The sequence below is a fragment of the Curtobacterium sp. MCSS17_015 genome (assembly GCF_003234265.2).
In the GTDB taxonomy this organism is placed as follows: domain Bacteria; phylum Actinomycetota; class Actinomycetes; order Actinomycetales; family Microbacteriaceae; genus Curtobacterium.
In genome coordinates this window covers 3219443-3245679 of sequence record NZ_CP126256.1, presented here as the reverse complement: position 1 = coordinate 3245679, position 26237 = coordinate 3219443, and the positions used below count along the sequence as shown (strand labels likewise).

Sequence of the window (26237 nt, the reverse complement as noted above, 5' to 3'; positions counted from 1 at the left end):
CGGTATGCAACATTCTTGGCTGCCGCCGTCCACGCCTGACACGCTCCACGCAGCCCCGAGCGGGGCGCGAGAGGAGACACGTGGGAAACAGGAAGAGCGCAGTGGTGACCGGGCTGCTGCTGGCGACCGGGCTGGTCGTGGTACCGACCGTGGGAGCGTCGGCAGACGACGTCCTCGGGTCCGGACCGGGATCCGGCGGGGTCGTCATCACGGGAGGGAGCGGTACCACCGGAGAGGTGCGGGGCTCCGCGAGCCGACGTGACGACGGCGGTGGAGGGAGCTTCTGGCAGTGGGGGGTCGGTCGGGAGGACACCTGGTCGAACTACTTCCGCGAACGACGCTGTCATGGCGCGACGGCCGTCGGGCTGAAGAGCAAGCGCGTCAGCGGTGTGCCCGGAGGCCGGTACGCACTGGCGACGACGCCGAAGGCCCGCAGCGGCAACAAGGCGTACTACCACAACTGCTGAGCATGGCGCGGGTGCGGAGTGTGCGGCTGGCGTACGTCGTCCCACCGGTCCTGGCCGTCGTGCTCGCCTTCCTCGGGTGTGAACAGCTGAGCCAGACCGGCGTGGTCGATGTCTCGACCGTCGTGACGGCCGCCGTGGGATCCGGCTCGACGTCGAACGGCGTCGTCGCGGAGTCGCTCGAACGCGTCGCGCGCGAGCACGACGCGACGATCGTCCGGACGGTCGCCGATCGTTCGGCGCCGACGAGACGACGGACAGCGCTCGTGACCGATGCCCCCGGGACGCGGGGAGCTGCGTGGCTCCGGAACGGCTACGCCGAGTTCGACCCGTCGATCACGACGGCGGTGCGACCGATGTCGGCACTCGACCGGTACGACCCGGCAGGGGCGTACGAGGTCGTCGGCGACGAGCAGGCGGCAGGTGCGACGGAGCACGCCCTCGTCGCGGCGGGCTTCGAGACGACGTCCGAGCGCGTCCCCGCCCTGACCCGGCTCGGCGTGACCGCGGGAGCGGAGGGAACCGGGAGCCTCATCGGCGCACTGGTGCTCGGTTGTGTCGTGCTCTGCCTGGTCGGGACGGTCGGCGCCCCGCGGAGGACGGCCGTCCGGGGACTGCACGGGCGCGGCATCTGCTCGGTCGTGCTCAGCGAGGTCACGGAGGTCCGGACGACGCTCATCATCACGGCCGTCCTGGCGCCGGTCGTCACGCTGGGGCTCTGGGTCCACAACGGGCTCGCGGTGTGGGCGACCTTCGCCGTTGCGGCCGCGGTGTGCTGTTCGGCGCTGCTCGTCCCGGTGGTGACCGCGCACGCGCTCGGCACCGTCATCGCCTCCCGACGGTCGATCGCGCGGACACTCAGTGGTGACCGACCGTCGTCTGCGCTCGTCCTCGTGGCGCAGCTCGCACGGGTCCCGGCGGTGGTGGTGCTGGTGGCGGCGGTCTTCGACCTGACGTCCGCGGTGGCGGTCGCCCGGGCGGGATCCGCGGAACAGGAACGCCGGGCCGCCGGCGACACCGTCCAGCTCTGGGTCACGCCGGACCCGCGCCCCGGATCGCACACGCAGCCGTACTGGGACCGGATCGGGCATCTCGCCGGCAGAGCGCTCGACCAGCACCGGGCGCTGCTGTCCGCGGCCGCCGAGGTCTCGACCGGCATCGGTCGCGGCACGGTGCCGGCCCTGTTCGTCGACGCCGGGTACCTGCGGCGACAGGACCTCCGGACGGCTGCGGGGGACCGGGTCACCGGCACGGGGGACGCGATCACGGTGTGGACACCCTCCGGCTCCGACATCGACGGCGCGGCGCTCGTCCGGGCCCTCACGGAGTGGGAACTCCGAGGAGCGTCGCCCGCGCAGAAGAACAGCATCGGTGGTGGCGAACTCGCTCCCCAGCGGGTCTACACGTACCCGGGCGACGCCTCCACGGCGTCCTGGCTCACGGAGGCCGTGGTCGTCGTCGTGCCGACTCCCTCCCGGGTGTTCACCCCTGACCAGCTCAGTGCCTGGTTGTCGACCGGGGACGTGGTGTTCACCTCCGAGCGAGCGGCGGACCGGGCGATCGACGATTCGGGCCTGCGCGACGAGTTCAGCGCTGTCGTGTCGGTCGGGCAGGCGGCCGCCGAGCAGCAGCGCCATGCGGGGACCCTCGTGGTCGTCGACGTCCTCACGGTGATCAGCAGTGCCGTGGTCGCGGTCGTGCTCGCCGCCCTCGCCGTCACCGCGCACCTGCGACGTCACGGACGGTCGGTCTTCGCCGAGGCCGCCGCCGGCAGGTCGTTCGTCCACACGCACCGGCTGCTCCTCACGGTCGAAGGCGCCCTCCTGTCCGTCGCCGCCGTCGTGACGGTGGACGCCTGGTGGCAGCGCAGACCGGACGGCTCGGGTGCGGTCTCCGTGCTCGACCCCGCGGCGCAGGCCGCCGGGTCGGCAGCGGCGGCGGCCGCGCTCGTCGTGCTGACGGTGAGCGTGGTCTCCGTCATCGTGATGGTGGGATCGGCCCGGTCCGTCGTCCGACTCCGGGGGACCGGGTCGTGATGATCACCGTCCGGGACGCCCGCAAGCAGTGCGGTGGTCGGACCCTGTGGGACGCACTGTCGTTCGACGTCGCAGCGGGAGAGGTCCTCGCCCTGACCGGTCCGAGCGGCGCCGGGAAGTCGACGCTCCTGGACTGCATCGGGCAGATCGACGTGCTCGACGCCGGGACGGTCAGCATCGCCGGCGTCACCGCAGCCCGGAGTGGACGCCGGGCACGCCTGCTCCGGCGTGATCACCTCGGGTACCTCTTCCAGGACTTCGGGCTCGTGCCGGACATGACCGTGCAGGCGAACGTCGAGATCGGGCGCGTGCCACGCCGGGGTGGCGGCCGCGGGCTCCCCACCGCCGCGGCGCTCGAGCGGGTCGGACTCGCGGGGCGGGCGACCGACCGCGCGTACGAGCTCAGCGGCGGGGAACAGCAGCGTGTCGCCCTCGCACGGCTCCTCGTGAAGCAGCCCGACGTCGTCCTCGCCGACGAGCCCACGAGCGCCCTCGACGAGGGGAACGCGCAGATGGTCCTCGACCTCCTCGGCGAGTTCGCCGCCGACGGCGCGGCCGTCGTCGTCGCCACGCACGTCCCCACGGTCGTCTCGTGGGCGGCGAGCAGACTGCACCTGGATCCCGCCCGCGCGACGTGAGCCGGGCCTCCCGGGCCTCGTCGAATGGGTGATCGTCGACCACCTCGTCGACGACGGCTGGACCGTCATCAGGCCCGCGTCCGGAACGGCAGTCGGCCGACCTCAACAGCAAGACCCGCCTGTCCACGAGTGTGGGGCGGGTCCGCGGCTTCAGGATGACCACATCCGGACCGGACGTCCACCACTTGCCGCCGGAGCGGCCAGGACTCCGCGGAAGTCGCACCCTTCCTCGCGCGGACCATGTCTTCGGGACCGTCCGGTGGCGGAATACGCCCAGGCGACAGGTGTTGTCTCCGGTCCACCGCTCCCCACCGGAAGGACCCGCATGACCGCGACTCCGCACGCCCTCGTCGTCGGCGCCACCGGCATCGCCGGATCGGCGATCGTCGGCCACCTCGTCAGCGACGGCTGGACCGTAACCGCGCTCTCGCGCCGTCCGGGTGCCGAACGACCCGGTGTGACCTGGCGGTCGGCCGACCTCCGGTCGTCGGCGTCCCTGGCCTCGGCGCTCGCCGACATCCCGGCGACCCACGTGTTCTTCACCGCATGGTCCCGCCAGGCGACCGAGGCCGAGAACATCGCGGTGAACGGCGGCATGGTGCGGGACCTCCTCGCCGCACTGTCCGGTGCGCCCGTGCAGCACGTCGCGCTGATGACCGGCCTGAAGCACTACCTCGGCCCGTTCGAGGCGTACGGCCAGGGCGCGATGCCGGACACCCCGTTCCACGAGGACGAGCCGCGGCTGGACGTCGACAACTTCTACTACGCGCAAGAGGACGAGTTGTTCGCCGCCGCGGCACGCCAGGGCTTCACCTGGTCGGTGCACCGTTCGCACACCGTCCTCGGGTACGCCGTCGGCAACGCGATGAACATGGGCCTGACGATCGCCGTCGCCGCCGCGATCAGCCGGCACACTGGCCGCCCGATGGTCTTCCCCGGCAGCGAGACGCAGTGGAACGGCCTGACCGACGTCACAGACGCCGACCTGCTCGCCGCGCAGATGGTGTGGGCGTCCACTGATCCCGCGGGCGCTGACGAGGCGTTCAACACGGCGAACGGCGACGTGTTCCGCTGGCGGTGGATGTGGCCGCGCATCGCCGCGCACCTGGGCGTCGAGGCCGAGGGGTTCGACTCGGCGCCGCGGCCGTTCGAGCAGCAGATGACCGACGCCGCTCCGGTGTGGGCGGAGATCGTCGCCGGGCACGGCCTCGTCGAGCCCGACCTGGAGCGCCTGGCGTCGTGGTGGCACACGGATGCCGACCTCGGCCGCGACATCGAGGTGATGACCGACATGTCGAAGAGCCGGCTCGCCGGGTTCACCGAGCACCACCGGACGCTCGACTCCTTCACGCGGCTGTTCGACCGGTACCGGGCGGCGCGGCTCGTCCCCTGACGCGACGTGACGACGTGACGACGTGACGAGGGGCCGGCCGGTCACCCGGTCGGCTCTCGGTCGGTCAACCCGTGGTCAGCGGGACCTGCACGATCCGGTCGTCGCCGTCGCGCGGGTCCCCACGGCCGTCGGTGTTGTTCGTCACGAACCAGAGCGTGCCGTCCGGGCCGGCGAGCACCGTGCGGATCCGGCCGTACTCCCCGGCGAAGTACTCGTGCGCGGTGCCGGGGTCGTCGACCGGGACGCCGCGGAGCACCTGGCCCTGCAGGTTCGCGATGAACACGGTGTCCCCGACGACGGCGAGGCCGCTCGGACTGGCGTCGTCGGTCGACCACTGCTGGACGGGGTCGACGAACCCCTGGTCCTCGCCGCCGGTGCCCTCGACCTCCGGCCAGCCGTAGTTGCTCCCCGGCTCGATGACGTTGAGCTCGTCGCGGGCGTCCTGCCCGAACTCGGACGCGAACATCGTCCCGTCCGCGCTCCACCCGAGGCCCTGCACGTTCCGGTGGCCGAGGCTCCACACGGGGGAGCCGGGGAAGGGGTTGTCGTCGGGCACGTCGCCGTCCGGGGTGAGGCGGAGGATCTTGCCCGCGAGCGATTCCCGGTCCTGGGCGTCCTCGCTCGCGCCGGCGTCCCCGACGCTGGCGTAGAGCATGCCGTCCGGGCCGAAGGCGATCCGCCCGCCGTCGTGGAACGTGTTCGCGGGCAGGTCGTCGATGAGCGTCGTAGCGTCCCCGAGCGTGTACGAACCGGCCGATCCGGCGAGGTCGTAGCGCTCGATGCGGTTGCCGTCTTCGCCGGTGGAGTACACGAACAGGTCGTCCTCGTGCAGGGCGAGTCCGAGCAGGCCGCCCTCGCCGCCGTGCCGGACGCCGGGGACCGTGCCGACCGTGCGGCGCTCGCCGTCGGCCGTCAGTTCGAGCACCTGGGCGGAGTCGCGCAGACTGATGAGCGCGTCGGGACCATCGCCGGTGCGCGCGACGGACCAGGGGGCCTCCAATCCGGTGACGACGTCCGTCGTCCCGCCGTCCGGCGCCGACTGTCCGGCAGCCAGGTCGACCGGGGCGGAGGCCCGGGGCGCGCGGTCCGGGTCGGACCGGTCCGCGTCGGGTCGGTCCGCACCCGTGCAGGCGGTGAGGGCCAGGGCGACGAGCGTGACGCTCGTCGCCGTGACGGTACGACGTGTCCTGGCCATGGTGTGCCTCCCGGTGCGGTGTCCGTCGATTGCACCCCGCGGAGGTGCGCAACCGCTGGGTGGACCGCGACCGCGACCGCCACCCGCGACCGCGACCCGCAGCCGGCAGCCGCGACCGCGCCCGGCAGGCGCGACCGGCAGCCGCCCGGACACCCGCTACCGCGCCAGCACCCGCAGGGCGAGCGCGGTGACGGCGCGGGTCGGCAGCAGCCGCAGCACGGTCGAGAAGAGCGCGTTCGCCCGCCCGTCGACGACGGACGGTCCGGACCCGTCGAGCGCGGCGAGGACGGTCGCGGCGACCTGCTCGGGTCGTCGACCCCATCGTCCGGTGGCTGCGTTCATCGGGGTCCGGGTCGGCCCGGGGCTGACGGTGACGACCCGCACGCCGCTGCGTCGCGTTTCCGCCCAGAGCGCCTGTGTGAACGACAGGACGTACGCCTTCGAGGCCGCGTAGGCCGCCAGGACCGGTGCCGGGGCGAACCCGCCGGTGCTCGCGATCGTGACGACGGAGCCGTGCCCGCGCTCGACCATCCGGGTCACCACCGCCGTGGTGAGTTCCGTGAGTGCTCCGGCGTTGAGGTCGACCATGCGGCGGAGGGCCGCGGGGTCGCTCTCGACGACGAGGCCCCGCGAGGCCGCGCCGGCGCTGGCGACGAGCAGTTCGACCTCGGTCCCGTCGTCGGTCAGGCGGTCGAGCAGCCGGGCGACGGCTCCGTCCTCCGCCAAGTCGAGCGCGATGGTCGTGACGGTGACGCCGTGGCGGTCGCGGATGCCGTCGGCGCTCTGCTCGAGCCGGGTGGCGTCCCGGGCGACGAGGACGAGGTGTGCCCCCGCGTGCGCGAGTGCGCCGGCGACGGCGGCCCCGATCCCGGTGGAGCCGCCGGTGACGAGGGCGGTGCGGTCGTGCATCTGTGCTGCTGTGGTCATGTCGGTACGGTAGACATTGACGTCAGCGTCAAGGTCAAGCGGAGGGCGGCGGGGTCGTGCGGATCGGCGAGTTGAGCGAGGCGACGGGTGTGAGCACCCGGGCGCTGCGGTACTACGAGCACGAGGGGCTGATCACGAGCAGACGGCGCCCGAACGGGTACCGGGACTACGACCCGGACGCGGTCGAGATGGTCGCGCTCATCCAGGACCTCTTCGCGGCCGGGCTCTCGTCGGGGCTCCTCCGTGACGTCATGCCCTGCGTCGCGGGTGACGGGGCAGGATCGCCGCCGGCGGAACTCCTCGCCCGGGTCGAGCAGGTCCGGGACGACCTGCTCCGACAGGAAGAGCGGCTCCGGGCACGCCGGGAGACGCTCGACGACTACCTGTCCGGCCGACGACGACCCGCCCGCATCGACGCCCTCGTGTCCGCTGACGCGTGCGGACCAGACCGGACCTGACTGCCGCACGCGGCCGCCTGGTTCAGTGGACCGACCACCACCAGTCCCTGGAGGACCACATGACCACCATCGCCATCGTCGGCGCCGGCAAGGGCCTCGGGCTCGCCGTCGCCGAGCGTTTCGCCCGCGAGGGCTTCGCCGTCGCACTGATCTCCCGCAACCAGGCCCGCCTGGACGAACTCGCCGCCGCGCTCCGCGAGCAGGGCCACCAGGCCGCCGGGTTCGCCGCGAACGTGCGTGACGGAGACTCCCTCCGCCACGCGCTCGAGCAGGCCACCGAGCAGCTCGGCCCGATCGAGGTCCTGCAGTACAGCCCGCTGCCCGCGAAGGAGTACATGCGGCCGGTGCTCGAGACGACCGCCGAGGACCTCGTCGGCCCGATCGAGTTCTCCGTCTACGGCTCGGTGAACGCCGTCCGCCAGGTCCTGCCCGGCATGCGCGCGATCGGCCACGGCACGATCCTGTTCGTCAACGGCGGGAGCGCGGTCCGTCCGGGCGCCCGTGTCACCGGCACGTCGGTCGCCTTCGCCGGCGAGAGCGCCTACGCGCAGCTGCTCCACGACGCCGTGCGGGACGAGCAGGTCCACGTCGGCCAGCTCATCATCCCGTTCGGGATCGACGACGGGGAACAGGCCCACTCCGGTGCCGCGATCGCCGAGCACCTCTGGGCGATCCACACCGAGCGCGGCGACTTCCGCACGTACGCGGAGCCGCTCCCCGAGTAGCCGGTCGCGGTGCACGACACCGCGCGAGGGACACGGCGCCGCGCACCTGCGTGGTGCCGTGTCCGTTCCGGGGTGTCGACGACCCCACCGGCGGGCTACCGTGGTGCGCATGCGACGCAGGGACCGGCCGACCGGTGACACCGCGCTGACGGTGGACGAAGCCACCGCGATCGCCGACCACGCCGAGGCCGGCCGCCTCGACATGGAGGACCCGGAGGTCCGTCGTCTGGTCGGTGAGGCCAACCGCGTCCTCGTCCGCGCGGGCGTCTGGGGCGTCGACGAGACCCCGCGGCAGCGCCGACGCCGACGGGTCCTCGCGGTCGGCGCGTCGGTGCTGGTCCTGTCCTGGCTGGCCGGGCTCTTCCTGCCCCTGCTCATCCGGCTCACCGACTAGCGGACCACGCGCTCGCCTCAGGCCGCGTGACCGCCGGACGGGAGGCGCGCAGCCAGCCGGCAGCGAGCCTCCCGTCCGTCACGCGGTCCGGCGGACCGCCACCCGGCGTCGCCGTCCGGCAACCGCCCAGACCCCCGCGGTCACGAGGACCGGCAGCCCGAGTCCGAGCACCGCGAGCGACACCGGGTCCAGGGCGAACGGCATGTGGACGACGCCGTCCGGAGTCGGCGTGAACCGAAGCGTCAGGGCGCGCAGCGGTAGCGTCCCGAGCACGACACCGACCAGCGAGCCGACCAGGGTGAGCACCGCCGCCTGCCAGGTCGAGACCAGGCGCCGGACACCGGGGGAGGCGCCCACCGCGTCGAGGACCTCGTCGTCACGCCGCCCGTCGGCCCGGGCCAGCCCGATCGCCACCGTGGTGGCGCCGAGCGTGACGATCCCGGCCAGGAGCGTGACGACGACGGCGATCGGACGGAACGGGTCCTCGGGTCCGGTCTCCACCGAGAACCACGGGTACCAGAGGTCGGCGTCCGCTCCTGCCGCCGTCTGCCAGGTCGCCGCGAGCGCGTCCGCCTGCTCGTCGGGCAGGCCGCCCGGGAAGGACCCGACCAGGAAGGAGCGCTCGGTCGCGACCCCGTGCCGCTCGGCGCCCTGCGGGGTGAGGAACAGCCCGAGGTGGAGGGGCTGGTCGGTGTGCTCGACCACGGCCGGCAGGGTCGTCGACCTGACCGGCGGCGCCGACGGTTGCTCGCCGTACGCCGTGAACTGCGAGAGCGGACGGGTGTCGAGCCGGGCGACGCCGTCCCGCACGTACTCGGGCCGCATCGAGACGGCGTCACCGCGCTCGAGCGCAGCGCGTGCGGCCCGGGACGGCCGGTGACCGAGGAGCACGGCGAGGTCGTCGACGTCACCGGTGAGGACGTGCGGGCTCGAGGCGTCCGGCGATGCCAGCCAGTCGTCGCACGATCCGGTGCTGCTGCGGGAGCAATCCGGCCGGTGCTCGTCGACGGGCAGGGTCACCGGGACGTCGTCGGAGCCGGTCTCGACGCCCTCGCCGAGCAGCCGGACGTCGGCGTCGGGCAGGACCTGGCGCACGACCCGGAGCGCCCGAGCGGTGAGGGCGGCATCCACCCCCTCGCCGGTGACCGACGCGGTGCCCACGCCCTTCGCGGTGGAGAACTCGTACTGTGCTTCGGTCTGCGCCTGTCCAGCGGCCGCGAAGGTCAGCACGACGGTCGAGACGAACACGACGCTCATCACGCTCGCGAGCACGGGGACCGTCCGGACCGGGTTGCGGACGGCGTCGCGGACGGCGATCCGGGCGGGCAGACCGAGCCGCTCCCCGATCCGGGCGACCCCGGCGAGCAGCCGACGGGCCGCGAGGACGATGCCGAGCTGCGCCAGGCAGGGGCCGACCGCGACACCGACGCCGACCACGAGCGCGAGGTGGTCGTCCTGCACCGGCCGGTCGTTGAGCATCAGCACGCCGACGCCGCAGGCCATCGTCATCAGGATGCCGAGTCCGGTGAGCACGGGTCCGGCGGCCGCGGCCCGGCGACGACGGGACACGGGCGCGGGACGGGTCGCACCACGGAGGGCGCTGTCGACGTCGACGCGGCTCGCGCTCCTGGCGGCGACGAGCGAGGCCGCCCATCCGGCCAGGACCCCGAGCGCCACGACGGCGAGCAGCACGAGCCACGGCAGGTGCACCCCGGGGTACCGAGCACGGTCGCCCGAGTCGAGCAGGTGGAAGGCCGCGACACCGCCGCCGATGCCGAGCACGGTGCCGCACACCGCGCCGACGGCCCCGAGCACGAGACCGGAGGACGACACGACCGCGAAGAGGAAGCGCCGGTCGCCGCCGACGCTCGCCAGCACCGCGTGTGACCGGGTGTCCGCGCGGGAGCTCACCAGGAACGCCGCCGCGGCGAGCAAGCCGACCTCGAACAGGGCGAACGCCCCGGCGAGGCCGACGTACCCGTAACTGACGATCGGGTCGTACCCACCACCGGTGCTCCGGCTCGCGAAGGGCGGGTCGAGCACGACGGCCCGCGACTCGACCACGATGCCGTGGTCGTTGTACCGCTGGATCTCGGGCCAGGTGACGCTGCGGTCGGGGAGGAACACCTGGGTGGCGTCGTCGTCGCTGAGACCGAGGGACCCCCACGGGCCGAACACGGCGAGGGTGGACGACGGCTGGCCGAGGTCGCGGAGGGTACCGACGATCGTGACCTGCCGCTGCACCGGGTCCTTGAGCTCGAGCGGCTCGCCGACGGCGACGTGCAGGCGGTCGAGTGTGGCCGGTGACACGAGCACCTCGTCCGCGTCGCGCGGGACGGCGCCGTCGATCCGGTCCCAGTGCCCCTGGAGGGCGCCGGCCCAGGTCTGTCCCTCGACCGCGGTGACGGTCACGGGGACCTGCGGCCCGGCGACGACCGCGGAGCCCTCCCGCACCGGGATGGACGCGGCTCCCGCCGGGACCGAGGCGAGCAGGTCCGCTGTCGGCGGGGCCGGGGCGTCGGCCTCGGTGCTGGTGGGGTCGTCCTGGTACCGCTGGAGCGGACTGCCGCGCCGCGTCTCGGCGGTGTAGCGGTCGACGGGGTCCTGCCGCATCCCGATCAGGTCGGGGCCGTTCGACTCGAGCAGTGCGGCGGACCGCCCGAGCTCGACGTTCAGACGTTCCTCGGTGCTCTGTGTCGTCGACGCGATGAGCACGCTGCCCGCCGCGAGCCCGGCGATCGGCAGCCCGATGAGCGATGCGACGAGCACCGCGCGACCGGTCCGGGCGAACGCGAGACGCCGGGCCAGCAGGAGCGCGGGCCGGACGGCGAACGGGGAGCGGCTGCGGATCGTCGGACGGTGTGTGTCCCGACGGGGCCGCTCGCTCACGACCGGTCCTGCGCGTCCGACAGGGCCAGCTCCACGCCGGCGTAGGCGGTCTCGTCGACGATGCGGCCGTCGCGGAGGAACACGATCCGGTCCGCCCAGGCCGCGTGCCGGGCGTCGTGGGTGACGAGCAGCGCGCCGGCCCCGGAGTCGACGTGTCGGCGGAGCATGCGCAACACGACCTCGCCGGTCTGCGAGTCGAGGGCTCCGGTCGGCTCGTCGGCGAGGACGAGCTTCCGGTCACCGACGACGCCGCGGGCGATCGCGACGCGCTGCCGCTGCCCGCCGGAGAGGTCGTCCGGCCAGGCGTCGAGGCGGTGTCCGAGCTCGACGCTCTCCAGTGCGAGCTCCGCCGCCTTCCGGGCACGGCCGGTGCGCCAGCCGTCGAGTTCGAGCGGGAGTGCCACGTTCTCGACCGCGGTCAGCGAGGGGATGAGGTTGAAGTCCTGGAAGACGAAGCCGAGCACCCGTCGGCGCAGGGCCGCGAGTTCCCGGGCCGGACGGTCCGACACCCACTCGCCGTCGATGCGGACCTCACCGCTCGTCGGCGGCAGGAGCGTGCCCGACACCGACAGCAGGGTCGACTTGCCCGATCCGGAGGTCCCCATCACGGCGACCATCTCGCCCGGGCGGATCGTCAGGTCGACACCGGCCAGGGCGGTCACGGCCTGCGCGCCGGTGCCGTACTGCACGGCGACCGCGTCGAGTTCGAGCAGCGGGGTCGAGGTCATCGGACGGCCTCGCCGGTGCGACGGCCGGTGGGCTCGCTGCCGTACGCGTCCTCGTCGTCGGGCTGGTCCACCGTTGCACGGGGTGCCGGCTGGTACCGCGCCACGCTCGACTCCACGTGGTCGAGCCAGCGGACCTCGGACTCGGCCTGGAACACCATCGACTCGAGCACGAGCGACCACGCCAGCTCGGTCGACGGGTCCGTGGTGCGCTTGAGTCGTGTCAGGTCCTGCAGTGCCCGGACCGCGGACGTCCGCTGGACCTGCACGAGGCGCTGCACGTCCACGCCCGGCACGGTGACCGCGATGGCGAACTTGATAGCGAGTTCGTCGCGCCCGCGCTTCGACGGCACCGGTTCGCTGAACCAGCGGTCGACTTCCTCGCGGCCCGCGTCGGTCGCCGTGTAGACGACGTGTCCGTCGTCGTCGGCGTCCCCGCGGGCCACGAGGCCGTCGCGCTCCAGTCGGTCGAGCGTCGTGTAGACCTGGCCGATGTTCAGTGGCCAGCTGCCCCCGGTCCGGTGCTCGAACTCCCCCCGGAGCTGGTAGCCGTAGCCCGGCTCGGCCACCAGCAGTGCGAGTACGCCCATGCGAACGCTCATCGTGTCCCCTCGACCCGCCGGAGCACTTCCCCTCGGGCATACCGAGTATGCACATACCCGGTATGCGGAGGCAAGCGGACCAGTCCGATGTCATCCTGACGACGGACGGGAGGCCCGTGGCGATCCCGCCACGGGCCTCCCGTCGTGTCGTCGGTGCGTCAGCTGTGCAGCTTCGACAGCTCCTGGAACTCCTCGTCGCTCAACTCGATCGTCGCGCCCTGGAGGTTGTCCTCGAGGTGGTCGACGCTCGACGTCCCCGGGATCGGCAGCATCACGGGGGAGCGCTTGAGCAGCCAGGCCAGGGCGACCTGCGCCGGGGTGGCGTCCTTCGACTTCGCCAGCTCCGTCAGCGGCGAGTCCTCGCCGGTCAGGCCACCGGTCGCGAGCGGGAACCACGGGATGAACCCGATGCCCTGCTCCTCCGACCAGTCGAGGAGCTCCTCGGCGGACCGGTCGGTCAGGTTGTAGAGGTTCTGCACGGAGACGATCGTGGCGATCTCCTGCGCGGCCTTCACGTCGTCGACGGAGACCTCGGACAGCCCGATGTGGCGGATCTTGCCCTCGTCCTGCAGCTTCTTCAGCTCGCCGATCTGTTCCTCGAGCGGGACCTTCGGGTCGATGCGGTGCAGCTGGAACAGGTCGATGCGCTCGAGGCCGAGGCGGCGGAGGCTCATCTCGGCCTCCTGGCGCAGGTACTCGGGGCGGCCGACCGGCGGCCACTCGTTCGGGCCGGTGCGGGTCAGGCCGGCCTTGGTCGCGATGACGACGTCGTCCCCGTAGGGGTGCAGCGCCTCCTTGAGGAGCTCCTCGGCGACGTAGGGGCCGTACGAGTCGGCGGTGTCGAAGAAGTTCACGCCGAGCTCGACGGCGCGCTTCAGGACGCGGATCGCCTCGTCGTGGTCCTTCGGCGGTCCCCACACGCCGGGGCCGGTGAGCTGCATGGTGCCGTAGCCGAGGCGGTTGACCTCGAGGTCCCCGCCGATGCGGAAGGTGCCGGACGATGCGGCCGGACGGTTCGTGGTGTCAGTGCCAGTGGTCATGTCTCCCGGTCTACGCCCCGGCTGCTCGGCCGTCCTGAGGGTCCACCCGGGGACGGGGGTACGGCGTCTCCCCGCGCTCCAGCATCCCGACGAGTTTGGTCACGCGGTTCGCCCGCGCTCCCGGGCTCGGCGCGGTGACCACCCGGTGCACCACGGCGTAGCGGTTCGTCGCGTCGAGCTCCGCGAACAGTCCGGCGGCGGCCGGTGTGGCGTCGAGCGCTGCCCGCAGGTCGTCCGGGACCTCGGCGGTCGCCGCACCCGCGTACGCACGGTCCCACCGGCCGTCGGCCTTTGCCCGGTCGATCTCCGCACGGCCCCTGGGGCGCATCCGCCCGGCCTCGATCAGTGCGGTGACGAGTCCGACGTTCCGCTGCGACCACAGCGATGCCCGCCGCCGCGGCGTGAACCGCTGGAGGAACGTGTCCTCGTCGAACCCGCGCTTCTGCCCGTCGATCCACCCGGAGCAGAGCGCCTCGTCCAGGGCCTGCACGTAGGTCAGGCTCGTCGGACTGGTCGTGCCCTTCTTCGCGAGGACGAGCCAGACCCCGTCGGACAGGTCCTCGTGGCCGTCGAGCCAGGCGCGCCAGGCGGTGACGTCGGCGACGACGAACGGCTCGATCTCCATGCCCCGATCGTAGGACTCAGGCCCGCCCGGCGCCGGTGACCCGCACGGCGTCCGCCCACGCCCGCACCCGGTCGGGCAGGGTCAGGTCACGGGGTGCGCCACCGGCGGCGGCGAGCAGTTCGTCGGGCTGGACCGTGCCTCCCGTCCGGCGGAGGAACCGGGCCTGCACCACGGCCCGGGCCACGACGTCACCCCGGCGGACGAAGGTCTGCTCCATGTACACGGCCCGCTCGTCCACCCCGAGCACCCGCGAGCGCAGTTCGAAGCGCTGGCCGAGCGTCAGCGACCGCTTGTAGGTGATCGTCTGCGCGGCCACGACCGGGTACCACCCTCGTGCACCGACGACCTGCCAGAAGCCGGACCGCAGCATGAGGTCGAGCCGTCCGAGGTCGAGCAGCGACAGGTACTTGCCGTTGTTGACGTGCCGCAGTGGGTCCAGGTCGGTGAGCGTCACGCGGAACGGGGTCCGCGACTCGTCCCACAGGGACAACCGTCGCGGTGAGAGCCGGACGCGCAGGGTCAACAGCAGGAGCCGGAAGGTCAGGTTCACGCAGCCGATCCGACCACGGCGGCGACGTCGGCGCCACGTGGTTGGAGGAACCACACCGACGGCGGCCGTCCTCGGTCTGCCGGTTCGTCGGAACGGGACGGAACACGACGGTCGCGCGGGCATTCCCGACGAGACGGGCACGGCCAGGGCCTCCCTGCCCGACGGCGCGTGCGAGTACACCGGACCTGCAGACAACGGACCTCACGAAAGGACCACGCATGCAGACACGCACGCTCGCCGATCTCCAGGTCGGCGCGATCGGACTCGGCACCATGGGCATGAGCGCCTTCTACTCCGGCGCCGGCTCCGACGACGCCGAGTCGATCCGGACCATCCACCGCGCCATCGACCTCGGTGTCACGCTCTTCGACACCGCCGAGGCGTACGGCCCCTACACGAACGAGGAACTCCTCGCGGAAGCCCTCAAGGGCCGCCGCGACGACGTCGTCATCGCCACGAAGTTCGGCCTGTACCACCACGAGGCCGACGAGCAGACGCCGACGCAGACGCGGTCGATCTCCAGTGCGCCGGAGTCCGTGCGGGTCGCCCTCGAGGGGTCGCTCCGCCGTCTCGGCACCGACCACATCGACCTGTACTACCAGCACCGCGTCGACCCGGCCGTCCCGATCGAGGACGTCATCGGGCAGCTCGCCGGCTTCGTGCAGGAGGGCAAGATCCGCCACATCGGACTGTCCGAGGCCTCCGCCGCGACGATCCGCAAGGCCCACGCCGTGCACCCGATCACGGCACTGCAGAGCGAGTACTCGCTGTGGACCCGCGACCCCGAGGGTGACGTCCTCGACACGGTGCGCGAGCTCGGGATCGGCCTCGTGCCGTACTCGCCGCTCGGTCGGGGGTTCCTCACCGGCGCGATCACGAAGCCGTCCGACCTCGGCGAGGACGACTTCCGGTCGGCGAACCCGCGCTTCCAGGAGGAGGCCTTCGCCGCGAACATGCGGATCGTCGACGCCGTGAAGGGCATCGCGGACGAGGTCGGCGGCACCCCCGCCCAGGTCGCGCTCGCCTGGCTGCTCGCACAGGGCGACGACATCGTCCCGATCCCGGGCACGAAGCGTGTCACCCGGCTCGAGGAGAACGTCGGCGCGGCCGACGTCACGCTCTCGGCCGACCAGGTCGAGCGCCTGTCGGCGCTGCCGCTGCCGACCGGAGACCGCTACCCCGACATGTCGAGCATCGGCCGCTGACCCTCCCGCACCACGCACCGTGGGCGGCACCGCGCAACGCGATCGCGTTGCGCGGCGCCGCCCACGGTGTCTTCTGCGTGCCGCGCGTCGGCGTCAGACCTCGGCCGCGAAGGTCGCCACGCGCACCTGCAGGTCCTCCATCCGCCGCAGGCGCGCGGCCTCGACGTCGTAGCCCTCGTACGCCGGCGGCGGCGTCCGCCGGACGTTCCGCGAACACTGGAAGTCCTGGCAGACCAGGGTGCCAACCGTGTTGCCCTTCCGGCCGGACGACCCCGAGCGCTTCGCGGCGTAGAAGACGACGTCGTTCGGCAGTTTCACGTCCTGGCACCACGAGCACTGGGCGCGGGACCTCGGCGAGGCCTCGGCCTGCCGGAAGAGGATGCCGACCAGGCCGCCCTCCAGCGTCGGGATGACCGCGGCGGCGCGGCGAGCGGTCTTCGGGTCGCGCCAGCCGAAGTACGTCAGGTCGTCCCACGCGACGGCGTCGAGGTCGGGGACGGTCATGTCGGCGAGTTCGCGCCGGGAGGCGTTGACGAAGGAGGCGCGGAGGGCCTCGATGGTGAGCGGGAGCATGGTGAGCCTGTCGTTCTGGCACCCGGACACGGCTCGGTGACGGCACGGACGCGGGGAGCGTCCCGTGCACGGCGAGCACCGTCGGAGGGGTGCGGTTGTTCTGGAGGGGTCGACGATGGTGCCGTGTCGACGACACGGCAGGGGCGTCAGGCCCTGATGCCGGCGCAGGCGCCGACGACCTCCTCGGAACGGTTGCTCACCGTCTCACCCTACGGCCGGGCGACGACGAGCACCAGCGCGCCCTCGTAGGACGGCTGCACCCGGAGCCGTCCGTACCGGGCGTCCCACGAGCCGTCCTCGATCGCGGTGCGGAGCGCGTTGACCGATCGTGCCGCGGTCATCTCGTCGACGAAGGCCCACGCCGAGTTCGCCTTGCGGGCGCCCGGGTCGAGCAGGCGTTCCGGTCGGCCGTAGTACGCCTCCGAGAACCCGTCGACGCAGGTGAACGGGATCGGGAGCCGGGTCGTGCTGACCTCGCCGCCGAGCGCCCCGGCGATGCGGTCGAGCGACGGGTAGCGGCGGGCCTCGGTGGCCATGACCTCGGGCGCGTAGTCCGTCAGCCAGTGGTCCTCGACACGAGCGGGGTCACAGGTCAGCAGGACGACGGGGCCGCGGGTGACGCGCCGCACCTCGGTGAGGCCGCGTTCGAGGTCGGACCACTGGTGCACCGAGAACGTCGACATGGCGGCGTCGAAGGTGTCGTCGGCGAAGGGCAGGTCCTCGGCGGCGGCGTCGAGGGCGTCCGGCAGGTCGGCGGGTCGTTGGGTGCGCATCGCGGCGGAGGGCTCGACGGCGGTGACCTCCCGGTCGCGGGGCTCGTAGGACCCGGCACCCGCACCGACGTTGAGGACGGTACGAGCCTGCCCCAGTGCTGCCCGGATCTCCCGCTCGAAGGCCGGTTCCGGTCGGCGGTACCGGGTGTACCCGTCGCCGATGGTGCCGTAGTCGGCGTCCCCGGCTGATCCGTCCGCAGTCCTCGTCACGTCGTCAGCCTACGGCGGAGGACCCGCGCCGGGGCCGCCTGCGGGCGTCGCTTCAGTCGACCGACTCGGCCGACCGTGTCGCCGCCCGCTGCTCGGCCAGCTCGGTGGCCGCCCACGTGCCGAGCAGCGACAGGGACCGCTCGGACTCCGACCCGGGGTCGGCGCCGTAGGTGAACACCGTGAGCCCGGGGTCCGCGACGAGGTCGAGTGCCTCGAACGACAGCTCGAGGTCGCCGACGATCGGGTGGTGCAGGTGCTTCCGGCCGGAGCGGTGCACGTGCACGTCGTGCTCGGCCCACCAGGTGCGGAACTCCTCGCTCTTCACCGACAGCTCGCCCACCAGGGTCATGAGGCCGGGTTCGCACGGGTTCGAGGCCGCCGTCGTCCGCAGCACCGCGACGGCGTCCCGGGCGGTCTGCTCCCAGCGGGGGAAGAAGTCGCGCGCGGCCGGGTCGAGGAACGCGAACCGGGCGGTGTTCACCGGTCGTCCGGCACCGGCGAAGACGGGTGCGTAGAGCGCGCGCCCCAGGGTGTTCGTCGCGACGATGTCGAGCCGTTCGTTGCGGATCCAGGCCGGTGCCCCGGTGATCGCGTCGAGGAGGCGCTGCACCGCGGGACGGACCGAGGTCGGCACCGCGCGGTGGGTGGTCTTGACCCCGGCGTTCGCGAGGCGTGCGAGGTCCGCCAGGTGCGCGCGCTCGGCCTCGTCGAGCTGCAGGGCGGTCGCGAGGCCGTCGAGCACCCCTTCCGAGACGCCCTTCAGGGTGCCGCGCTCGAGCCGTGTGTAGTAGTCGACGCTGACGCCGGCGAGCATCGCGACCTCGTGCCGGCGGAGCCCCGGCACACGTCGGGTGCCGCCGCCGAAGGACGGCATGCCGGCCTGGTCCGGCGTCAGGCGCGCTCGTCGGCTGGAGAGGAAGTCGCGGATCTCGTTGCGGACGTCGATACCCATGACGTCAGGCTACGTGGCGGAGCCGGTACCAGGACAGGTACCGCCAGGGCCGGTCACGGCGGCGTGTGACGTGGTCCTTCCGGACGGGAGGCCGGACACCGGTCCGGTGCCGAGCCTCCCGTCCGGGACGGCTCACTCGGCGGCGTCGGCTGCTGCTGCCGTCGGCACCGCGCTGATCCGGACGCGGGCGACGCGGTGACCCGCCATGGCGGTCACCTCGAGCCGGACCTCGCCGACCTCGACGACGTCGCCGACGCTCGGGACCCGGTCGAGCGCGACCTGCACCAGCCCGCCGACCGTCTCGTAGTCGCCGTCGGACAGGACGGGGCCGCCGTCGGCGGCGAGGTCCTCGAGGACGAGCGCTCCGTCGACCTCGTCGTGCAGGGCCGGGGTGCGGTCGTCGTACTCGTCGTGGATGGTCCCGACGAGGTCCTCGAGCAGCGCCTCGAGCGTGACCATTCCGGCGCTGCCGCCGTACTCGTCGACGACGAGGGCGATCTGGTGTCCGTCGGCACGCATGTCCGCGATCGCCCCGGTGAGGGACTTCGTCTCGGGCATGGCCGACACCGGACGCACCACGGTCGCGACGGCTGCGCTCGGGTCGGTCGGCCGGAGGAGGTCCCGGAGGTGCACGAAGCCGAGGACGTCGTCCCGTGACCCTGCGGTGACGAGGTACCGCGTGTGACCGCGGTCGATCGCCTGGTCGGTCGCGCGGGCGAGCGGCAGGTCGGCGTCGAGGACGTCGACGTCGAACCACGGCCGCATCGACTCGCGGAGGATGCGGTCTCCGGCGTCGAGGGCACTGCGGGCGATCCGTCGGCCCTGCGCGTCGATCGCGTCGTGGTCGGTGACGAGGCCGCGGAGCTCCTCGGTGCTCATCGACTCGCTGCGGGCGTCCGGGTCCCCGCCGAGCAGTCGGACGACCGCGTTCGTCGAGGTCGACAGCACCCAGATGACCGGCCGCATGGCGACGGCGAAGCGGTCGAGCGTCGGTGCGACGAGCATCGAGAACCCCTCGGCGCGCTGGAGGGCCAGGCGCTTCGGGACGAGCTCGCCGAACACGAGCGAGAGGTAGGCGATGACGAGGGTCATCGCGACGAGGGCGACGGCCTCGGCGGCGCCCTGCTCGAGACCGAGTGTCGTGAACAGCGGAGCGACGTCGGGTGCGATCGAGGCGGCACCGTACGCGGCCGAGAAGAACCCGGCGACGGTGACGCCGATCTGCACGGCGGAGAGGAACCGGTTCGGGTCTCGGCCGAGCGCGGCGACCCGGGCTCCTCGCGGTCCACGGTGTTCGAGCTGCTGCAGCTGGGACTCACGGAGCGAGACGAGGGCGATCTCGGCGGCGGCGAAGACACCACCGACGAGCACGAAGAGGACGACGAGTCCGAAGGCGATCCAGGTGTCGGCACCCATCAGCGGGGCTGCACGGAGCGGGACACCGGCGGGGTCGTGGGGTGGGCGGGCGGTCTGTGGTGATCGTCCATCCTGTGATCCTGCACAGGGACGCTGGGACGACGCCGCGGGACTGCTGTGCCGCAGCTGTCCGGTCGGGACGGGCAGCTAGAGGGCGCGGCCGGTGTGGGCGGCGATCCACGCAGCCGGGTCGACCGGGAGCGTGCCGTCCATGAGGACCTCGAGGTGCAGGTGCGCGCCGGTCGAGACCCCGGAGGACCCGACGCTGCCGACGAACTGCCCGGGCTCGACGCGGTCGCCGACCCGCAGTGGGGAGGAGCCCGGGATCATGTGCCCGTACAGGGTCGAGACCTTCCGCCCGTCGACGACGTGGTCGATGATGACGGTCTCGCCGTACGAGAAGTACACGCCCGAGACCCGCACGGTGCCAGCGGCCACGGCACCGATCGGGGCACCCATGCCCGGGTTGAAGTCGAGGCCCTGGTGCAGCGACGAGCAGGCGGCGCAGGGGGCCGACCGGTACCCGAAGCCGGAGCTCATCCGGACCGGGCCCGGGAACGGCGAGCGGACCGCGCCGCCGTACGTCACCGTGTCGCCCGCGGTGGCGTCGGCCGCGGCGACGCCGCCACCGACCGTGAAGCCGTCACGGCTCGTGCTGGACAGCGCGACCTGCGTGACGGCGAAGTCCTGGGTGGTGACCGCGGGCGCGAGGGTCGACGTGGCGGCGGCGGTCCCCGTGCCGGCGTGCGCGGGCATGGCGGAGGCACCGAACATGACGAGCGCGGCGACGGCACTCGTCACCGTGAGGCGGCTGGCGCGGGCGGCGCGGGACCCTGCGGACGCGGGTGTCCGGGTGCCGCTCCGGCACCCGGGGAGCGGCGACGCGCGACGCTCCGGCACGGTCGTCCACGCTGCGGACGGGCTCAGCGCCGCGGTCCACCGGGGTCGTGGTGGCCGGTGCCGCCACAGCTGCTCCCGGTGCCACGACCGGGGCCGCCGCTGCTGCTGCACGCCCGGGACCCTTCGTCCGCCCAGCCTGTCCGGCCCGCTCGGCTGCGAGGGCAGCGCGACGGGTCAGGTGCACGACGGGCGTGCTGCTGGGGTGGTCTGCGTCAGGGGGAGTCATGGCCGCAGACCATTCTGCACGAAGCTGTCCGCTTGTACAGCCCCAGTTCGTCGGGCCTCCGCCGTCGCCTCCGGTCGACTCCCGCGGGGGAGCGACCCGGCCCCGCTGGGAGTCGACCGGGCCGGAACGGGTGATCCGGCCCTCCCGCCTGGTGCGTCAGTAGGGTCAGGGGAAGCGACGGAGAGGACCCCTCATGGCCCGATCGCCGCGGGAGCGGCACGAACCCATCGACCTGCGGTCGGCGGAGGTCGTGCTCGCCGGTACCCAGGACCTGCTCCCCGTCCTCCGGTCGGCTGCGGTCCGGGCCGGCGTGGACGCTGCACGGATGCACGTCGTCGGGGTCGACGACGTGCCGGACCTGGACGGCCCCGGAGTGGCCGAACTCGCGGTCATCGCGATCCGTCGTCGAGGCGACGACCCGGCGTTCCACCGCGCGCAGGAGGCGGCCGAGCTCATCGCTCCGTTGCTCCGACCCGGTGCCGTGCGCATCGTCATCACGGTGTCCGGTGTGACCCGCCTGGCACCGAAGCTCGAACGGGCGCTCACGGCCGAGGTGCTGCACCAGCTCGGTGCCGCCACCGCGGTCTCCGGGTTCCGTCGGCCGTTCCGCAACCTCCGGACCCGGCTCGGGACCGCCGGGCTCCGTACCGCGGGGCTGCGGGTGTTCCGGCTGACGGTCTGACGGGCTGACCTTCCTGGCTCCGCTCGGCCTGGAGGCGCGGGGCGTCTCGCCGGGGACCTCCTGTCCACAGGTGCCCGGTTCTCGGCCTCCGTCCACCGGGCGGGTATCTTGATGTCGAGACATCTCACGCCGCGAGTAGCGTGGGGGGCACGGACCGCGCGAACAAGGGAGTACCCGCCAGCATGGCCAAGATCATCTACACGCTCACCGACGAGGCCCCGTTCCTCGCGACCCACTCCTTCCTGCCCGTCATCGCGTCCTTCGCGAAGACCGCGGGGGTCGAGGTCGAGACCCGCGACATCTCGCTCTCGGGCCGGATCATCGCCCAGTTCCCGGAGCGGCTCACCGACGAGCAGCGCCTGGACGACGCCCTGGCCGAGCTCGGCGAACTCGCCGGCACGCCAGAGGCCAACATCATCAAGCTGCCGAACATCTCGGCGTCCATCCCGCAGCTCAAGGTCGCCATCGCGGAGCTCCAGGCGCAGGGCTACGACCTGCCGGACTACCCGGACGAGCCGACGTCCGACGACGAGCGCGACGTCCGTGCCCGCTACGACCGCGTCAAGGGCAGCGCCGTCAACCCGGTGCTGCGCGAAGGCAACTCGGACCGCCGTGCGCCGCTCTCGGTGAAGAACTACGCCCGCAAGCACCCGCACCGCATGGGCCGGTGGAGCTCGGACTCGAAGACGAACGTGGTCACCATGGGCGTCGACGACTTCCGGTCGAACGAGAAGACCTGGGTCGCTCCGGCCGAGGACACCCTGACGATCACGTTCGTCGGGCAGGACGGCACCGAGCAGACGCTCGGGCAGCCCATCCCGGTGCTCGCCGGAGAGGTCGTCGACGGAACCGTGCTGCACGTCGCCGCGCTCGAGGAGTTCCTGCGCAAGCAGATCCAGCGCGCCGCGGACGAGGACGTCCTGTTCTCGGTCCACCTCAAGGCCACGATGATGAAGGTCTCCGACCCGATCATCTTCGGGCACGTCATCCGGGCGTTCTTCCCCGACGTCTTCGCGCGCTACGGCGACGACCTGGCCGCGGCCGGGCTCACCCCGAACGACGGACTCGGTTCGATCCTGGCCGGGCTCGACGCGCTGCCGAACGGGGCCGACATCGAGAAGGCGTTCCAGGACGGCATCGACGCCGGGCCGGACCTGGCCATGGTCGACTCCGACAAGGGGATCACGAACCTGCACGTCCCGAGCGACGTCATCGTCGACGCCTCGATGCCCGCGATGATCCGCACCTCCGGCCACATGTGGGGTCCGGACGGCGAGGAACACGACACCGTCGCGGTCATCCCGGACTCGAGCTACGCCGGCATCTACCAGGCCGTCATCGAGGACTGCCGGGCCAACGGCGCCTTCGACCCGGCCACGATGGGGTCGGTGCCGAACGTCGGCCTGATGGCGCTCAAGGCGGAGGAGTACGGCTCCCACGACAAGACCTTCGAGCTCCCCGGCGCCGGCGTGGTCCGCGTGACGAACGCCGCCGGTGCGACCGTGCTCGAGCACGACGTCGAGCCGGGCGACATCTGGCGTGCCTGCCAGACGAAGGACGTCGCGATCCGCGACTGGGTGAAGCTCGCCGTCAGCCGTGCCCGCGCCACGGGCTCGCCCGCGGTGTTCTGGCTCGACGAGACCCGAGCCCACGACGCGGCCCTGATCGGCCTCGTCCGCACCTACCTGCAGGAGCACGACACCGACGGCCTGCAGATCGAGATCCTGTCGCCGGAGGACGCCATGCGCTTCTCGCTCGAGCGCATCCGTCGGGGCGAGGACACGATCTCCGTCACCGGCAACGTGCTCCGCGACTACCTGACCGACCTGTTCCCGATCATGGAACTCGGCACCTCGGCCAAGATGCTCTCGGTCGTCCCGCTGCTCGGCGGCGGTGGACTGTTCGAGACCGGTGCCGGTGGTTCCGCACCCAAGCACGTGCAGCAGCTCGTGCAGCAGAACTACCTGCGCTGGGACAGCCTCGGGGAGTTCCTGGCGCTCGCCGTCAGCCTCGAGCACCTGGCCGGCGTTACCGGGAACGCCCGGGCGAAGGTCCTCGCGGACACGCTCGACCGCGCCACGGGCACCTTCCTCGACGAGGACAAGTCGCCCGGACGCAAGCTCGGCTCGATCGACAACCGCGGCAGCCACTTCTACCTGGCGAAGTACTGGGCCGAAGAGCTCGCCGCGCAGACCGAGGACACCGAACTCGCCACGGCCTTCCAGGGCCTCGCGACGACGCTCGGTGAGCAGGAGCGCACCATCGTCGACGAACTCAACGGCGTGCAGGGCCACCCGGCGGACATCGGCGGGTACTACCGGCCCGACGACGCCAAGACGAGTGCGGTCATGCGTCCCTCGTCGACGCTGAACGCGGCGCTCGCCAGCCTGTAGGCGCACGACCCCACCGCAGACCGCAAGGCCCGGTGCCAGCTGGCACCGGGCCTTGCGTCCGTGCGGGCCGCTCCGCGCGAGCCGTCCGACCACCGACCGTCAGCGCGACGGCACCGGCCGTCAGCGCGACGGGACCGGCGGACCGAGCACGAGCAGCACGCCGAACACGGCCGCGACGAGCACGACCCCGACGACGGCGGCGAGCACGGGGCGACGCACCACGACGAAGAGCAGGCGGTCGAGCGGACCAGGGCGATCCCCGTCGGCCGGACCACGGCGCCACGGGCCGTCGAGCATCCCGCGGCGGGCGACGCCGACCTCGAACGGCAGCGTCGTGTACGGCACGACCGAGCTGAGCCAACCGAGTGCCGTGGCCCCGAAGGACCAGCGCTGGTTCACCGCGACGACCGTCGTGACGACCAGGTAGGCGAGGAACACGAAGCCGTGCACCCCGCCTCCGATGCGGACCGGCCAGTCACCGGCGTCCAGGCCGTACTTCAGCAGCATGCCCACCAGGAGCATCGTCCAGGTCACGAGTTCGGCGATCGCGAGGCCGCGGAACAGGGATCGAGGCGTCATGTCGACCATCGTGGCGGACCGGCGCTGGGGGACCGCATGACGCCCCGGGCCGTGACGGGGCCCGGGGCGTGGTGCGGTCGCGTCAGCGTCGGACGGAGACGACCTGGTCGAGGTCGTTCACGCCGGTGCGGGCATCCCACGTCCCGACGTTCGCGGTCTGGATCGCGAAGTCCGGGTCGGCAGCGATCGACCGCTCCGGGGCCGGCAGCGCGAGTGCGACGTGCCACCTGCCGGACGGCACCCGAGCGAGCGAAGCGGTGACCGTGGCGGTCGTCCCGGGCTGCCACGACGACGCGTCCGCACGGACGGGGACGGTGACGCGCCGGTGCCCGTTCGTCAGCACGAGCTGCACCGGCCGGGGGTTGTACGGCGCCGCCCAACCGTCGTTGCGGACGGACACCGACACCGATGCGTGTTTGCCCGAGGTCACGGTGCTCGACGTCATGGTGAACCGGTAGCCGAGCTTCTTCGCGGCGTCCGTCATGCCGGCGTCCCCCCACGACGCCAGGACGTCCTTGTTGTAGTCGAGGTTGAGGTAGCTGTAGTGGTACTTCGCCATCTCGGCCCAGGCGGACGGGTACTCGGACCGCGGTGTGTTCACGGCGCAGGTCTCACCGCCGACCGGCACGTACCGCGACTCGGCGGCCAGGTAGTCCTGGTCGAGTGACAGCGGGTCGCTGAGGAACGTGCCGAAGTCGTCGGGCGAGGCGAGGAAGCAGTCGTTGTGGTGGCCGATCCGGGACGCCGCAGATCCGTCGTGCGCCTGCTGCGGCGTGAGCGCCCCGGCGGTGCCCGAGGTGGTGCGGAGCGCGTCCTGCTTCATCTGCATGGTCCGTACCTGGATGGAGCGGCTGCTCGGCAGGGCGGCGAGTTCCGCCTGGACCACCTGGCGTCGGGCCTCCTTGTCCGCCTCGGTCAGCACGCCCGGGTTGGCCGGGTCGCTGGCGAAGTGGTCGGTGTAGTAGCCCTCACCCCAGAGGCCGATGAAGCCCTCCTGCAGGGTCGGGATCACCTCGGCGTTCCGGCGCAGGGTCGGCGTGAGCTGCTCGATGTGGGCGAGCACGGTCGGCAGGTCGGCGTCGCCGTACGGTGCCGTGTACGGCCAGGCGCCGCCCTGGACGTAGGCGAAGCGGGTGATCACGCCGACACCGGCCGCCCGCGCGGTGTCGTAGTCCCGCTGCACGAGCCGGAGCCACGCCGGGCTGAGGCGTCGCTGGTCGACGAACGCCTCCATGTAGAACACCCGGACGATCTGGGTGACGCCCTCGCCGCGGTACCCCCGGAGCGTCGCGGCGTCGAGCGGGGTGTACCCGGTCCCGTCGGCGCGGAAGTGCGTCTCGGTGGTGTGGTCGAAGCCGCGTGACGGGTTCGGGATGACCGCGTCGCTCGCCGTGTACGACACCGTGGTCCTGGTCGGTGGTGCGTGGTGGCCACCGGGCGACGAGGCCCAGGCCCCGGTCGGTACGGCGAGTGCGATCACGGCCGCGAGGGCGGCGGTGGTGATGGTGCGGTGCTGCATCGGACGAGCCCCTGATCCCTCGGCGCGGACGCTCGTCGACACCCCCTGGTGCCGCCGTCCTGCGCGGATGTGATCTGAAGGTAGGTCAAACGGTCAGAAAAGACCAGAGTGATGTGGTCGTATCGATTCGATCGGAATCTGGGTAGCG

Annotated in this window: 25 protein-coding genes; 10 read left to right on the top strand and 15 right to left on the bottom strand. The window is 72.6% G+C overall.

All coding sequences use genetic code 11. The features are described 5' to 3' along the window. Positions 1-80: 80 nt before the first annotated feature. The 4 genes from DEJ18_RS15540 to DEJ18_RS15525 all read left to right on the top strand — a co-directional run bounded on the left by DEJ18_RS15540 (position 81) and on the right by DEJ18_RS15525 (position 4531). Complete coding sequence (locus DEJ18_RS15540) at positions 81-467, top strand: lactococcin 972 family bacteriocin (RefSeq protein WP_181434142.1); 387 nt, start codon at positions 81-83, stop codon at positions 465-467. A gap of 11 nt (positions 468-478) precedes the next feature. Beyond that, the gene (locus tag DEJ18_RS15535; RefSeq protein WP_146241504.1) at positions 479-2500 is read left to right on the top strand and encodes a bacteriocin-associated integral membrane family protein; all 2022 of its coding nucleotides are present in this window, start codon (positions 479-481) and stop codon (positions 2498-2500) included. Further along, positions 2500-3138, top strand: coding sequence for an ATP-binding cassette domain-containing protein (locus DEJ18_RS15530; RefSeq protein WP_111209893.1), 639 nt, complete (start codon positions 2500-2502; stop codon positions 3136-3138). The genes DEJ18_RS15535 and DEJ18_RS15530 overlap by 1 nt, the downstream gene beginning before the upstream one ends. A gap of 325 nt (positions 3139-3463) precedes the next feature. Then, positions 3464-4531 carry an SDR family oxidoreductase gene (locus DEJ18_RS15525; protein WP_111209894.1) on the top strand — a complete coding sequence of 356 codons (1068 nt, stop codon included), beginning with the start codon at positions 3464-3466 and terminating at the stop codon, positions 4529-4531. Positions 4532-4595: 64 nt separating this feature from the next. Here DEJ18_RS15525 and DEJ18_RS15520 read toward each other — a convergent pair whose 3' ends face one another. After that, the gene (locus tag DEJ18_RS15520) at positions 4596-5726 is read right to left on the bottom strand and encodes a PQQ-dependent sugar dehydrogenase (RefSeq protein ID WP_111209895.1); all 1131 of its coding nucleotides are present in this window, start codon (positions 5724-5726) and stop codon (positions 4596-4598) included. A 156-nt stretch (positions 5727-5882) separates the two neighbouring features. After that, positions 5883-6653, bottom strand: a complete 771-nt coding sequence (locus DEJ18_RS15515; protein ID WP_111082154.1) for an SDR family NAD(P)-dependent oxidoreductase — start codon at positions 6651-6653, stop codon at positions 5883-5885. A 56-nt stretch (positions 6654-6709) separates the two neighbouring features. Here DEJ18_RS15515 and DEJ18_RS15510 point away from each other — a divergent pair, with 56 nt between their 5' ends. The 3 genes from DEJ18_RS15510 to DEJ18_RS15500 all read left to right on the top strand — a co-directional run bounded on the left by DEJ18_RS15510 (position 6710) and on the right by DEJ18_RS15500 (position 8230). Next, entirely contained in the window at positions 6710-7111 is a 402-nt protein-coding gene (locus DEJ18_RS15510; protein WP_111209896.1) for a MerR family transcriptional regulator, read from the top strand. 59 nt (positions 7112-7170) lie between these two features. After that, positions 7171-7836, top strand: coding sequence for an SDR family NAD(P)-dependent oxidoreductase (locus tag DEJ18_RS15505; protein ID WP_111209897.1), 666 nt, complete (start codon positions 7171-7173; stop codon positions 7834-7836). Positions 7837-7945: 109 nt separating this feature from the next. Next, on the top strand, positions 7946-8230 hold the full coding sequence (locus tag DEJ18_RS15500) for a hypothetical protein (RefSeq protein WP_111209898.1): 285 nt from the start codon (positions 7946-7948) through the stop codon (positions 8228-8230). Between the two features lie 78 nt (positions 8231-8308). Here DEJ18_RS15500 and DEJ18_RS15495 read toward each other — a convergent pair whose 3' ends face one another. From DEJ18_RS15495 to DEJ18_RS15470, 6 genes are all read right to left on the bottom strand, one after another. Beyond that, complete coding sequence (locus DEJ18_RS15495; protein WP_111209899.1) at positions 8309-11119, bottom strand: FtsX-like permease family protein; 2811 nt, start codon at positions 11117-11119, stop codon at positions 8309-8311. Continuing rightward, positions 11116-11847, bottom strand: a complete 732-nt coding sequence (locus tag DEJ18_RS15490; protein WP_111209900.1) for an ABC transporter ATP-binding protein — start codon at positions 11845-11847, stop codon at positions 11116-11118. The genes DEJ18_RS15495 and DEJ18_RS15490 overlap by 4 nt, the downstream gene beginning before the upstream one ends. After that, positions 11844-12446 (bottom strand): PadR family transcriptional regulator, encoded by a 603-nt coding sequence (locus DEJ18_RS15485; RefSeq protein ID WP_111209901.1) that lies wholly within the window; start codon positions 12444-12446, stop codon positions 11844-11846. The genes DEJ18_RS15490 and DEJ18_RS15485 overlap by 4 nt, the downstream gene beginning before the upstream one ends. A 158-nt stretch (positions 12447-12604) precedes the next feature. Then, positions 12605-13486: an aldo/keto reductase gene (locus DEJ18_RS15480; RefSeq protein WP_111209902.1), complete on the bottom strand. Its 882-nt coding sequence runs from the start codon at positions 13484-13486 to the stop codon at positions 12605-12607. Between the two features lie 10 nt (positions 13487-13496). After that, positions 13497-14111, bottom strand: a complete 615-nt coding sequence (locus tag DEJ18_RS15475; protein WP_111209903.1) for a YdeI/OmpD-associated family protein — start codon at positions 14109-14111, stop codon at positions 13497-13499. 16 nt (positions 14112-14127) lie between these two features. Beyond that, positions 14128-14661 (bottom strand): acyl-CoA thioesterase, encoded by a 534-nt coding sequence (locus DEJ18_RS15470; protein ID WP_111209904.1) that lies wholly within the window; start codon positions 14659-14661, stop codon positions 14128-14130. A 218-nt stretch (positions 14662-14879) separates the two neighbouring features. Between DEJ18_RS15470 and DEJ18_RS15465 the strand changes: the two genes are divergently transcribed. Continuing rightward, positions 14880-15866 carry an aldo/keto reductase gene (locus DEJ18_RS15465; protein WP_111209905.1) on the top strand — a complete coding sequence of 329 codons (987 nt, stop codon included), beginning with the start codon at positions 14880-14882 and terminating at the stop codon, positions 15864-15866. A 93-nt stretch (positions 15867-15959) separates the two neighbouring features. On the opposite strand, the gene DEJ18_RS15460 is transcribed toward DEJ18_RS15465, so the two are convergent. From DEJ18_RS15460 to DEJ18_RS15440, 5 genes are all read right to left on the bottom strand, one after another. Then, entirely contained in the window at positions 15960-16439 is a 480-nt protein-coding gene (locus DEJ18_RS15460; protein WP_111209906.1) for an FBP domain-containing protein, read from the bottom strand. Between the two features lie 209 nt (positions 16440-16648). Beyond that, complete coding sequence (locus tag DEJ18_RS15455) at positions 16649-17422, bottom strand: class I SAM-dependent methyltransferase (protein ID WP_111209907.1); 774 nt, start codon at positions 17420-17422, stop codon at positions 16649-16651. A gap of 52 nt (positions 17423-17474) precedes the next feature. After that, positions 17475-18374: a helix-turn-helix transcriptional regulator gene (locus DEJ18_RS15450; protein ID WP_111209908.1), complete on the bottom strand. Its 900-nt coding sequence runs from the start codon at positions 18372-18374 to the stop codon at positions 17475-17477. Positions 18375-18506: 132 nt separating this feature from the next. Continuing rightward, positions 18507-19790, bottom strand: a complete 1284-nt coding sequence (locus tag DEJ18_RS15445; protein WP_111209909.1) for a hemolysin family protein — start codon at positions 19788-19790, stop codon at positions 18507-18509. Positions 19791-19937: 147 nt separating this feature from the next. Beyond that, positions 19938-20591: a M23 family metallopeptidase gene (locus DEJ18_RS15440; RefSeq protein WP_146241505.1), complete on the bottom strand. Its 654-nt coding sequence runs from the start codon at positions 20589-20591 to the stop codon at positions 19938-19940. A 518-nt stretch (positions 20592-21109) separates the two neighbouring features. Here DEJ18_RS15440 and DEJ18_RS15435 point away from each other — a divergent pair. Beyond that, positions 21110-21598, top strand: a complete 489-nt coding sequence (locus DEJ18_RS15435) for a hypothetical protein (protein WP_111209911.1) — start codon at positions 21110-21112, stop codon at positions 21596-21598. Between the two features lie 182 nt (positions 21599-21780). After that, positions 21781-23991 carry an NADP-dependent isocitrate dehydrogenase gene (locus DEJ18_RS15430; RefSeq protein WP_111209912.1) on the top strand — a complete coding sequence of 737 codons (2211 nt, stop codon included), beginning with the start codon at positions 21781-21783 and terminating at the stop codon, positions 23989-23991. A 120-nt stretch (positions 23992-24111) separates the two neighbouring features. Here DEJ18_RS15430 and DEJ18_RS15425 read toward each other — a convergent pair whose 3' ends face one another. Both DEJ18_RS15425 and DEJ18_RS15420 read right to left on the bottom strand, forming a co-directional pair. Further along, on the bottom strand, positions 24112-24570 hold the full coding sequence (locus DEJ18_RS15425) for a DUF3817 domain-containing protein (protein WP_111210127.1): 459 nt from the start codon (positions 24568-24570) through the stop codon (positions 24112-24114). An 82-nt stretch (positions 24571-24652) separates the two neighbouring features. Further along, positions 24653-26089, bottom strand: coding sequence for a DUF4832 domain-containing protein (locus tag DEJ18_RS15420; protein ID WP_111209913.1), 1437 nt, complete (start codon positions 26087-26089; stop codon positions 24653-24655). Positions 26090-26237: the final 148 nt, after the last annotated feature.